The sequence below is a fragment of the Azospirillum sp. genome (genome assembly GCF_035627195.1).
Lineage (GTDB): Bacteria > Pseudomonadota > Alphaproteobacteria > Azospirillales > Azospirillaceae > Azospirillum.
In genome coordinates this window covers 1-10,911 of the sequence record NZ_DASPMG010000168.1, presented here as the reverse complement: position 1 = coordinate 10,911, position 10,911 = coordinate 1, and the positions used below count along the sequence as shown (strand labels likewise).

The window sequence follows — 10,911 nt, the reverse complement described above, 5'->3', positions numbered from 1 at the left end:
ATCGACGGGCGCTACAAGGTCACCTCCAGCCTCGCCGTGCGGGACGCGCTCCTCGCCGGCTTCGGGCTCAGCCTCATCCCGTGGCCCTACGTCCGGGCGGACGTCGAACAGGGCCGCCTGCGCACGGCGCTGGACGACTGGGCGGCCGTGGAGACGTCGCTCTACGCCGTCTATCCGTCCCGCCGCCACCTGGACGCCAAGACGCGCGCCTTCCTGGATTTCGTCGGCGAGGTGCTGGACGGCGGGTAAGAACCGCCCGCTACGCCCCCGGCGCCACGACGAAGCAGGCCATGCCTTGCCCGGACAGGCTGGCGCAGGCGGTCGCCGCGTCCTGCTGGGATAGGCCGGACAGGCGGGCGCGGTACAGCGGGCCGGACTGCGTGTCGACCGGCAGCACCATGTGCTGCGCGCGCGCCAGCAGGCCGCCGGGGGCCGAGCGGCGCGCCCGGTCGATCACCCGCGCGCTGTCGTCGGGCGAACGGAAGGCGCCGAGCTGCACCATCCACTCCCCGCCCACGGCGCGGGATACGGGCGCCGGTGCCGGCGGTGCATAGGTTGGCGGCGCATAGGCCGGGGACGGGGACACCGGCGGCGGCAGGGCCTCCGCCACCGTGACCTTCGGCACCGACGCGGACGGCAGCGGCGCCAGCGTGACCCCGCCGCCGGTGGACGGCACGGGGGCGGCCGCCACCATGACGCCGCCGGCCGGCGCCTTGTCCAGGCGCGGGGCGATGGAGGCGATGTAGTTCCGCGTCTCCGACGGCAGGCTGCGGTTGCCGGCCAGATAGTCGCCGTAGCACCGCGGCCCGCAGTTGTAGGCGCCGAGGAACCCCGGCGAGCCGAACAGGTCGTACATCTCGCGCAGGTAGGCGGTGCCGGCCAGGATGTTGTCGCGCGGCTCGAACGGATCGGAGCCGAGGCCGTGCTTGCGCCGCATCTCCTCGTAGGTGCCGGGCATCAGCTGCATCAGGCCCATGGCGCCGGCCTTGCTGACGATCGGCTTGCCGTTCATCATCGTGCGCCCGCCGCTTTCCTGCCGGATCACCTCGCGGATCCAGGATTCGGGCATGCTGAAGCGGCCGGACGCCTCGGCCACGTGGGTGTCGAGTTCCGCCTGGGAGATGGAGCGCGGCGTGTTGCTCGCGCACGCGGCGGCCAGAAAGGACAGGCCGGCACAGGCCAACAGCGATGTCAGTCGACGCACGGTCCCGCTTTCCTCAGCCGCAATCGATGCGCATTCGAGGAAAGATCATCGCATGTTTGGCCCGGGCGGTAAACCGCCCGGGCTGCGCTCGATGCTTAAGTCACAACCGAGAGGAAGGCGTCGTTGAGGCGGCGTTCGTAGTAGAAGATGCCGCGGCCCAGCTCCTCCGGACCCCAGGTGCGGGTGGGGTTGTCGGGATAGTAGGTATAGCCGCCGGCGAACACCTCGTTGCGGTTGCCCGACGGGTCGAAGAAATAGATGGTCTGGCCGCGCGTGATGCCGTGCCGCGTCGGGCCGACGTCGATGGAGATGTCGTAGCGCGCCATGATGTCGGCGGCGTGGCCCACGTCCATCCACGTTTCCAGGAAGAAGGCGGCGTGGTGGAACTTGCCGGGCTCCGGATACCGGACGAAGGCGATGTCGTGCGCCTTGTTGGAGCAGGTCAGCCAGATGCCGATCACGCCGTCCGGGCTGTCCACCTGTTCGGCCAGCGAGAAGTCCAGCGCCTCGCGGAAGAAGGCGAGGTTCTTCTCGATGTCCGGGCCGTAGAGCAGCGCGTGGTCGAAGCGGATGGCGCGCATGCCGCGCGGCTCCTCCGGCCAGATGTGCGGGTTCTCGATGGGCGGATGGTTCTCCGACAGCTCCATCGCCGCGTACAGCTCGATGCGGTGCCCGGACGGCAGCACGAAGCCGATGCGCCGGCCCACGCCCGGCTGCTCGCCCTCCGGCACATGGTCGACGGTGAGCCCCCAGTCGGTGATGCGCTTCTCAAAGATGTCCAGATCAGCATCGGAGGCGACCTTGAAGCCCATCACGTCCATGCCGGCCGTGTCGGTCGGGCGCAGGATGACGGAGTGGCGGTCGAACTCGTCCCAGCCCTTCAGGTAGACGCGGCCGTCGGAGCCTTCCGAAACCGTGTTGAGGCCGAGGCGGTCGACGTAGTGGGTCAGCGCCGCCTGCTTGTCGAGCACGCGGATCTGAATGAAGCCCGGACGCAGGACGCCGGTCAGTGCCATGGGTGTTCCCTCCTGTAAGGGGCGGCGTTCGCGCCGCCGGTTCGTTGTCGTGGCCAGCCCATATGGGCTTTTCAAAGCCCTTCTCCCCTCGCTCTCGCCGGATCTTCGATCCGGCTGCCGCGACAGGCGGATGCCTCCGGCATCCGCTGAAAGCGGGAGAAGGGTTGGGATGAGGGGTCATTACCGCCGGAGGCGGGACAAAAATTTCTTCCGGCCTGCCGGCCGTAATACCCCTCACCCCAACCCCTCTCCCTCAAGGGGAGAGGGGCTCTGAATGTGTTGTGAAGTCCGCCCTAGCCCGCCATCGCCGGGTGCCGTTCGGACACCGCGTAGCCGCCCCGGGCGAAGACCAGGGGCGCCAGTTCGGTCTGGTAGCCGTAGGACATGACCTGGCCGACCACGATCAGGTGGTCGCCGCCGTCGTAGACGTTCCAGGTCCGGCACTCGAACCGCGCCGCCAGCCCGTCGAAGATGGGGCAGCCGCCCAGGCCGGGCGTCCAGGGGATGTCCTTGAACTTGTCCTCGCCGCGGCTGGCGAAGCGGTTGGAGATGGCGATCTGGTCGGCCGACAGGACGTTGACGGCGAAATGCTCGGCGTCGCGGAAGATGGCGGCGCTGTAGGCGGCCTTGTCGACGCTCCACAGGACCAGCGGCGGGTCGAGCGAGACGGAGTTGAAGCTGCTGGCCGTAACGCCGATGGGGGCGCCGTTGTCGTCCAGGGTGGTCACCACCGTGACGCCGGTGGGGAACTGGGAGAGCGCGCGGCGGAAATCGCGCGGGTCGATGGTCGCGGTCATCGGCGGTGTCCTTACAGCTTCGAGGCCGGCGTGCCGCCGATGCCGAAATGCTTCTTGGGGATCTCGTCGATCAGCACGGTGACGGTGCTGGTCGGGGTCGCCACGGTGCGCAGGATGGCGTCGGTCACCTCGCGGATCAGCGCCTCCTTCTGCTCGTCGGTGCGGCCTTCCATCATGCTGATGCGGGCGATGGGCATGCGGGTGCTCCCGGTCTGGTGGGAAAGGTCAGATGTCGAGGACGAGGCGGGGGGTTTTGGAGCGCGAGCAGCAGACGACGATCTGGTCGTTGTCTTCCCGCTCCTCCTCGCTGAGGAACTTGTCCTTGTGGTCGGGCGTGCCTTCCAGGACGTCGCAGATGCAGGTGCCGCACACCCCCTGCTCGCACGACTTCTTCACCCGGATGCCGGCCTTGGTGAGCGCGTCTATGATGGTCTGGTCGGGACCGACCTGCAGGGTGACGCCGCTGCGCGCCGCCACCACCTCGAACGCGTCGCCGTGCGTGTCGACCTGGGCGTTGAAGTATTCGTAATGGATGCGGCCGGAGTCGTAGCCGGCGGCCTTCGCCTCGGCGATCACCCAGTCCATGAAGCCGGACGGGCCGCAGACGTAGACGTGCGCGCCGGCCGGCTGGGCGCCCAGGCACGCCTTCGGGTCGAAGCGCTGTGCCGCGTCCTCGTCGTCGAAGTGCAGGCGCAGCTGCTCCGGGAAGGCCGCCGCCAGCTCGTCCAGGAAGCCGGCGCGGTCGCGCGAGCGGCTGCAGTAGTGCAGCTCGAACGGCTTGCCGGCGGCGCGCAGCGCGTAGGCCATGGCCAGCATTGGCGTGACGCCGATGCCGCCGCCGACCAGCACCGACGTCCCGGCCTCCATGTGCAGCGGGAAGTGGTTGCGCGGAGCGGAGATGCGCACCGCCGTGCCGGCGGCGAAGTCGCGGTGAATGGCCCGCGAGCCGCCGCGCGAGTTCGGATCGTCGAGCACGCCGATGCGGTAGCGCTCCGCTTCCCCCGGCGGGTTGCACAGCGAGTACTGGCGCACGAGGCCGTCGGCCACGTGCACGTCGATGTGCGCCCCCGCCTCGAACGGCGGCAGCGGGCCGCCGTCCGCGCGGGCCAGTTCGAAGACGGCGATGCCCGCCGCCTGGTCCTCGCGGGCGGTGACCACCGCCTCGATCACCATGTCGTTCTGTTCGCTGCTCATTCCCTGTCACACCTCATTCACCCGTAGGTTGGGTTGAGGCCAAAGCCGAAAACCCAACGTGTCCGCACCGCCGGCCGCGTTGGGTTTTCGCTGGCGCTCAACCCAACCTACGAACGACCCACCGTCCTCACCGCATGAAGATGCCGCCGTTGACGTCCCAGGCGGCGCCCGTCACGAAGCTCGCCTCGGGGCTGGCCAGACGGACGACGAGGTCGGCGACGAAGGCCGGGTCGCCCAGCGCCTTCACCGGGATCATCCCCTCGATGATCTGCGCCAGCCGGTCCGGCGGGACGGCCGCGCGCACCGACGGCAGGTCCATCGGACCCGGCGCCACGGCGTTGACCGTCACCCCCTGCGCGGCCAGCTGCCGGGCGAAGATCTTGGTCAGCGTCAGGATGGCGCCCTTGCTGGCGGCGTAGTGGGCGCCCGACGCGGTGCCGCCGTTCTGCCCGGCCAGCGAGGCCATGTTGACGATGCGCCCGTAGCCCTGCGCGGCGAAATGCGCGCCGAACACCTGGCAGCCGAAGAAGGTGCCGCGCTGGTTCACCGCCGTGACGCGGTCGAACTCCTCGGGCGTGATGTCCATCACCGGGGTGGTGGGCGTCATCGCCGCGTTGTTGATCAGCACGTCGACCCGGCCGAAGGCCTCCACCGCGCGGGCGAGCCCGGCGGTAAAGTCCTCCTTGGCGGTGACGTCCAGGGCGAAGGCCGTGATCCGCTCGCCGGACGGCGCGATCTCCCGCGCCGCCTGCTCCGCCGCGTCCGCCCGCACGTCGGTGACGGCGACGGCGTGGCCGGCCCGGTGCAGCGCCTCGGCGATGTAGCGGCCGAGGCCCTGCGCGGCGCCGGTGACGACCGCGCCGTGGTGCACCGCCGCCCCCGTCACAGGATGTAACCGATGCTGGAGAGGTGATGGTCGGCGTTCAGCAGCCGGACCACCTTCTCGGCGATGCGGAAATCCCCGCCCTGGCGGCGCAGCGTGAAGGTCACGTCGGCCGGGTAGGTGCGCAGGTTGCCGTGCCGGTTCTCGCTGATGTGCTGGGCGCAGCGCACCTTCACCGTGGCGCCGTCGTCCGACAGGATGCGGAAGCGGCCGACCGCGCGCACCGTCTTCAGCGTGGTCTGGGTGGAGATCGCCTCGCCGCCCAGCAGGCGTTCGACGCGCAGCTTGCGCATCTCGGCCTTGTCGTAGGCGAAGTTCAGGGTGTTGGCGTAGTCCTCGGTGTTGGGGTCGACCGGCACCACGTAGATGCCGTCCTCCGCCCAGAGGTCGAGCCACTCGCGGTATTCCTGGAAGTCCAGCATGTCGGCTTCCTTGTTGATGAAGGCCGCCACGTCGTTGAGCTGCGTGCTCATGGATGCAATCCTCGCTTCTTGCCGATCAGCGTCTTGGCGATCAGGCCGTCATCATTTCTTTGTACTTGCGGTACGCGGCCCGCATGCCGGTCTCCGAGCAGACGGCACCGGCGACGTTGCCGTCCGGGCTGGTCTTCAGCTTGGACATGCCGCGGTTGACCAGGATCCATTCGTCGTCACCGGCGTAGGAGCCCTTCTGCACGCGCTCCCACGCCTCGGCGTCGTCGGGGGTGCCGAAGCCCATGGGGCCCTGGAAGTGCTCGTGCAGGCGCATGCGCAGCTGGTTGAAGGCGGCAGGCGCGCCCTCGCCGCCGATGGCGACGTGGTGGATCTCCGTCTCCTCGACCGAGACCGGGCGCAGCACGCGGAAGAACGCCATGGAGCAGGCGACGTTGGGGAACAGGTTCAGGTTGAAGCCCGAGCCGCCCACCGCGCGCACCAGACGGCGGACCTCCTGGTCGTTGTAGCCCTCGCGCTCCAGCTCGGCCGCGAACTCGGCGAAGCGGGCGGGGATCGGGGCGTCCAGGTTGGCCTCCAGGTCGACCAGCTCGGGGATCATCACCATGACCGAGTGGCCGTTGCCCAGGTCCTCCACGAAGCCCGCACCGTTCAGGAAGTCGAAGACCTGGCTGGTCTGGTTGTCCAGCGAGGTGACGAACGACTTGTGGACGATCGGGAAGTGGTAGGCGTCGGTGGTGTTCTCCAGCTGGATCTTCCAGTTGCCGGGGAAGCGGAAGCGGTGGTCACCCAGCACCTTCACCGGATAGCCGCCGCCCTGCTTCATGAACAGGTCGATCCACTTCTTCGCCCCACCGAGGTAGTCGGTCAGCGGCTGCATGTCCGCCTTCAGCGTGGCGAAGATCATGCCCTGGTAGGTCTCGTGCCGGACCTTGATGAGCGGGTAGTCCTTCTTGTCGAAGACGCCCTCGTACTCCTCGGGCTTCGGCAGGGCGCGCAGTTCGCCGTCCAGCGCGTAGCCCCAGCCGTGGTAGGGGCAGGTGAAGCTCTTCACCTTGCCGCGCTTGCCCTCGCACACGGTGGCGGCGCGGTGGCGGCAGCGGTTGAGCAGGACGTGGATCTCGCCCTTGCGGTCACGGCTGATGATGACCGGCTGGCGGCCGATGTAGGAGGTCTTGTAGGAGCCGGATTCCGGCACCTCGCTGGTGTGGCCGACCCAGACCCAGGTGTTGTTGAAGATCTTGTCCATCTCGGTCTCGAACAGGGCCGGATCGGAATAGAGCGACGTGTGGACCTTGTCTTCCAGCACCCGGTCGGTGACGTCGACCTCGGGGGCCTTCTTGCTGCGGCATGCGGTGATGGTGGTCATGGCTCTCTCACAGAGAAGGGTTTTTTATTTCGGCACCGGCAGGTCGGCGGCGGCGTCCCACGGCTGGTCGACCTTGCGGCTGAAGAGGCGTTCGGTCTGGAAGTGCGCCATGCGCCACTCCCCCTCGTCCCGCCGGAAGCGGACGTCGAGGCGGGCGGCGGAGAGCTGCGAATCCCCCGACGCGAAGGTCGAGGTCTGCAGCATCAGCCAGCGCCCGGTGGCCGCGTCCCCGTCCACCGCGATCTCCTCGCTGGTGAGGAAGTGCGCGTTCAGGCGGAAGTGGGCGGGCGGCACCGTGTACTTGGCGAACATGGCGCGGATGGCCGCCGCCCCCTCCAGCCGGCCGAAGGTGGCGGCGTAGCGGCCCCGCCCCTCCCACACGGCGTCCGGCGTGAACAGTGCCATCAGCGGCTCCAGGTCGAAGCCCTCGCGCAGGTCGTCGCACAGCGCCATGTAGCGGTTGATGCAGGCGCGGACCCGCTTCTCCGCCTCCAGGTCCTCGACCCGCCGGAGCAGGGCGCGGAGTGTCAGCCGTTCGGACATGGTGCGATTCCGCCGATGCCCCGGGATCAGGTCGGGATCTGGAGTTCGCGGCCGATCCGCGTCTCCACCGCGCAGTACTTCCACAGCTTGTAGGTGCCGTCGCCCACCGGGATGGTGCGGAACAGGTTGCAGGCGGCGACCACCGTCTCGTAGTCTGGCATGTCCGTCATGAAGTAGCAGGTGAAGGGATAGCCCTTCGACGGGCCGACCATGGAGCGGTCGTCGTCCAGCGTGCCGATGATCTTCGCCCCCGGCAGCGTGGACATCTCCTTCATCATCCGGCTGAACGCCTGCCAGACCTGACCGGCTTCCTCGGCGGTGGCGTCCATGAAGTTCTGGTTGACGGAAATGCAGAACAGAACCCGCAACGGCGTCTTGTCGGCCATGTGTTCCTCCTGAATGGGCGTGTTTCTGGTTTAAGGATCAGAGATATCCGGGGAGCGGCTGCTTGCCGAAGAACATCGCCCCGGCGTTCTGGTAGGTGATCGCCCCCATGAAAGCGTGCTGCGTGCACATCGCCGCGTCGCGGAACAGCTGCGACAGCGGGTGATCGTTGTAGGTGCTGGTCATGCCCGACAGCTGGTAGGCGATGCGCACCGCCTCCGCGCACTCGTGCGTCAGGTTGGTGGCGGCGAGGCGGATCATGCTGGTCTGGTGCGGCGTCGGCCGGCCTCCGGCCTGGATGGCGGCCCAGGCGTCCTCGGTCGCCTCGTAGAAGAAGGCGCGGGACGAGCGGACCTTGGCCTCCGCCTTCGCCACCTCGATCTGCACGTAGGGGCGGTCGCCGATGTTGGGAGCGCCGGTGACCGAGGTGCGCGACGACGCCGTCGCCTGGATCACGTCCAGCGCCTCGCGCGCCAGGCCCAGCGTGACCACCGACAGGACCTGTGCCGCGAAGGCGAGGCTGGGGTAGCGGAAGAAGGGCGCGTCCACGGTGGGCGCGCCACCGCGGGTGAAGGTCCATTCCTCCGGCACCACGACGTTCTCGACCACCAGGTCGTGGCTGCCGGTGCCGATCAGGCCGATGACGTCCCACGCCGGTTCGATGTGGACATATTCGCGCGGGATCACCGCCATGCGCGGCAGGGCCTGCCCGTCGTCCGGCATGATGCCCACGCCGCAGACCGAGGCGCCCATGCAGCCGCTGCCGAACTGCCAGCGGCCGTTCACGCGGTAGCCGCCGTCCACCTTCTGGGCCGGCTGCGGCGGGAAGATGCCGCCGGCGAACACCACGTCGGGGCCGTTCGCCCACACCTTCTCCACCGTCTGCGGCGGCAGGGCCGAGAGGTAGGCGGGGTTCATGCCGAAGCTGGCGACCCAGCCGGCCGAGCCGTCGGCCGCGGCGATCGCCTCGACCATCAGCAGGAAGTCGATGGGCGACTTCTCGTCCCCGCCGTAGCGCTTGGGCACCAGGGCGCGGTAGACGCCGATCTCCTTGAACTGCTCGATGACGTCCTGGGAGATGTATTTCTGCTGTTCGAATTCCTTGCGGCGGGCGCGGATGTCGGCGAGCAGCGCGTCGAATTTCGCGGCACCGCCCCAGGCGTCCTTGTCGATCTCGTGGCGAGGCATGTGGTGAAGTCTCCCAAGAACGAGGGTTATTGGACGGCCAGACGGGCGGCGATCTGCTGGCCGACGGCGCACAGCGCCGCGTCCCCGCCCTTCCGGCCGACAAGCTGCAGGCTCACCGGGCGGCCATCGGCCGGCGGCAAGGGAATGGAGAGGGCCGGGTGGCCCGACAGGTTGAAGGGCCGCACCAGGGCCGAGGCGCGCAGGTCCACGCGACCCGACAGCGCCTCGTCCAGCGCCATGGGGAAACCGGGCAACGTCGGCAGCGCCAGCGCGTCCACGTCGGCCAATGCGCGGTCCACCTCCGCCGTGAAGCGGGCGCGGACCTCTTCCGCCGCGGCCAGATCCTCGGCCGTCGTCTCCGCCGCCTTCGCCAGCCGCGCGGCGACGTCGGCGCCGACCAGCCCGGTGTCCAGGTAGCGTCCGCAGGCGGCCCAGGTCTCGGCGTTGATGATCGTCAGGCCGGCGTTGAACGCCGCCACGAGCGACGGCAGCTCGACCGGCCGCGCGACGGCGCCGGACTCCGCCACCGCCCGCGCCACGGCGCTCAGCACGGCGGGTTCGGCGGCGACGGACAGCGTGCCCAGGACGGGGGCGCCGGTGCGCGGCGCCTCCGGTGTGAAGGTGGGGTCCATGGCGGCCATGCCGGCGACCAGGGCGTCCATGGACGCGCCCATGGGGCCGACGCAGTCCAGGCTGCTCTCCGCCGGCATCACGCCGCGGCGCGACACCCGCCCGAAGGTGGGCTTCAGGCCGTAGACGCCGCAGCAGGCGGCCGGCAGGCGGATGGAGCCGCCGGTGTCGGTGCCGATGGCGAAGTCGACCAGCCCGGCCGCCACCACCGCCGCCGACCCGCTGGACGAGCCGCCGGGGATCAGCGCGGGAAAGCGCGGGTTGACCGGCGTGCCGGACCACGCGTTCACCCCGGTCATGCCGTAGGCGAACTCGTGCAGCGCGGTCTTGCCGACGATGCGGCAGCCGGCGTCCAGCACCGCCCGCACCACGTCGGCGTGGGCGGCGGCCGGCGGCGCGGCCTCCAGGGACCGGCTGCCGGCCTTGGTGGGCAGGCCGGCGATGTCGATGGTGTCCTTGACCGCAACGGTTGGGCCGCGATCACCGATGACACAGCGATGAATGAAGCCGTCGAACACAGGCGGCAGGCCCCTGTCAGCGTCCGCCGGCATGGCGCCGGGGCGGACTTGGATTGATTCCGGGAAGCGTTGTAAGTGTTTCACTATTCACTTGAAAAGTCAACTAGTGTAACGGCAGAAAATCAGGGTGTAGGCGGGAATCTGGCGGGGTTCTTGAGGGGCCGCATAAGCCCCTCCCCCCTCGCGGGGGAGGGGTTTGGGGAGAGGGGGATTACCGGCGGCAGCCGGGACAAAGACTCTCTTCCGCCGTCGTCCGGCGGCTATCCCCCTCTCCCCAACCCCTCTCCCGCAAGGGGAGAGGGGCTCGTATTTCTACTTCAGCAGCTTCCAGGCACCGTCCTTGACGGTGATCATCACGCGGCCGCGCTCGTCGAAGCCGGAGTGGTCCTGCGGCGTCATGGTGAACACGCCCTGGGTGCCGACCAGCTCCTTGCTGGTCTCCAGCGCGTCGCGCAGCGCCGCGCGGAACTCCGGCGTGCCGGGCTTGCCGCCCTTCAGCGCGGCGGGAACGGCGTTGGCCAGCAGCAGACCGGCGTCGTAGACGTTGGCGCCGAAGGTGGCCGGGACGCTGCCGTAGGCCGCCTTGTAGGCGTCGACGTAGCCGCCGGCGACCTTCTTCGACGGGTGGTCGTCGCCGATCTCGTCCAGCACCAGCATCAGGCTGGCGGCCAGCACCGCGCCCTCCACCTTCTTGCCGCCCAGCTTCAGGAAGTCGGGCGAGGCCGCGCCGTGCGTCTGGTAGATGCGGCCCTTG

Annotated in this window: 13 protein-coding genes and 1 pseudogene; 1 reads left to right on the top strand and 13 read right to left on the bottom strand. The window is 69.3% G+C overall.

Translation table 11 applies throughout. The features are described from left to right. Window positions 1-249, top strand: a 249-nt coding sequence (locus VED21_RS15175; protein WP_324883389.1) for a LysR substrate-binding domain-containing protein, incomplete at its 5' end; no start/stop codon positions are given. 10 nt (window positions 250-259) lie between these two features. Here the strand turns inward: VED21_RS15175 and VED21_RS15170 are convergent. From VED21_RS15170 to VED21_RS15110, 13 genes and pseudogenes are all read right to left on the bottom strand, one after another. Beyond that, entirely contained in the window at window positions 260-1,204 is a 945-nt protein-coding gene (locus VED21_RS15170) for a lytic transglycosylase domain-containing protein (RefSeq protein ID WP_324883387.1), read from the bottom strand. Window positions 1,205-1,299: 95 nt separating this feature from the next. After that, a complete protein-coding gene (locus tag VED21_RS15165; RefSeq protein ID WP_324883385.1) occupies window positions 1,300-2,220 on the bottom strand; it encodes a catechol 2,3-dioxygenase in 921 nt (306 codons plus the stop codon). Between the two features lie 293 nt (window positions 2,221-2,513). Beyond that, window positions 2,514-3,017 (bottom strand): flavin reductase family protein, encoded by a 504-nt coding sequence (locus tag VED21_RS15160; RefSeq protein ID WP_324883383.1) that lies wholly within the window; start codon window positions 3,015-3,017, stop codon window positions 2,514-2,516. A gap of 11 nt (window positions 3,018-3,028) precedes the next feature. After that, window positions 3,029-3,214 (bottom strand): 2-hydroxymuconate tautomerase, encoded by a 186-nt coding sequence (locus VED21_RS15155; protein WP_324883381.1) that lies wholly within the window; start codon window positions 3,212-3,214, stop codon window positions 3,029-3,031. A 28-nt stretch (window positions 3,215-3,242) separates the two neighbouring features. Further along, the gene (locus VED21_RS15150; RefSeq protein WP_324883379.1) at window positions 3,243-4,211 is read right to left on the bottom strand and encodes a PDR/VanB family oxidoreductase; all 969 of its coding nucleotides are present in this window, start codon (window positions 4,209-4,211) and stop codon (window positions 3,243-3,245) included. 127 nt (window positions 4,212-4,338) lie between these two features. Next, window positions 4,339-5,082, bottom strand: coding sequence for an SDR family NAD(P)-dependent oxidoreductase (locus VED21_RS15145; RefSeq protein ID WP_324883377.1), 744 nt, complete (start codon window positions 5,080-5,082; stop codon window positions 4,339-4,341). An 11-nt stretch (window positions 5,083-5,093) separates the two neighbouring features. Continuing rightward, window positions 5,094-5,567: an aromatic-ring-hydroxylating dioxygenase subunit beta gene (locus VED21_RS15140; protein ID WP_324883375.1), complete on the bottom strand. Its 474-nt coding sequence runs from the start codon at window positions 5,565-5,567 to the stop codon at window positions 5,094-5,096. Window positions 5,568-5,607: 40 nt separating this feature from the next. Next, window positions 5,608-6,894, bottom strand: coding sequence for an aromatic ring-hydroxylating dioxygenase subunit alpha (locus VED21_RS15135; RefSeq protein ID WP_324883372.1), 1,287 nt, complete (start codon window positions 6,892-6,894; stop codon window positions 5,608-5,610). A gap of 24 nt (window positions 6,895-6,918) precedes the next feature. Continuing rightward, window positions 6,919-7,437, bottom strand: coding sequence for a nuclear transport factor 2 family protein (locus VED21_RS15130; RefSeq protein WP_324883370.1), 519 nt, complete (start codon window positions 7,435-7,437; stop codon window positions 6,919-6,921). Between the two features lie 26 nt (window positions 7,438-7,463). Continuing rightward, window positions 7,464-7,823 carry a hypothetical protein gene (locus tag VED21_RS15125; protein WP_324883368.1) on the bottom strand — a complete coding sequence of 120 codons (360 nt, stop codon included), beginning with the start codon at window positions 7,821-7,823 and terminating at the stop codon, window positions 7,464-7,466. 37 nt (window positions 7,824-7,860) lie between these two features. Continuing rightward, window positions 7,861-9,009 (bottom strand): acyl-CoA dehydrogenase family protein, encoded by a 1,149-nt coding sequence (locus VED21_RS15120; protein WP_324883365.1) that lies wholly within the window; start codon window positions 9,007-9,009, stop codon window positions 7,861-7,863. A 26-nt stretch (window positions 9,010-9,035) separates the two neighbouring features. Then, entirely contained in the window at window positions 9,036-10,157 is a 1,122-nt protein-coding gene (locus tag VED21_RS15115) for an amidase (RefSeq protein WP_324883363.1), read from the bottom strand. Between the two features lie 312 nt (window positions 10,158-10,469). After that, a pseudogene (locus VED21_RS15110) lies at window positions 10,470-10,911 on the bottom strand (ABC transporter substrate-binding protein); the annotation flags it as partial.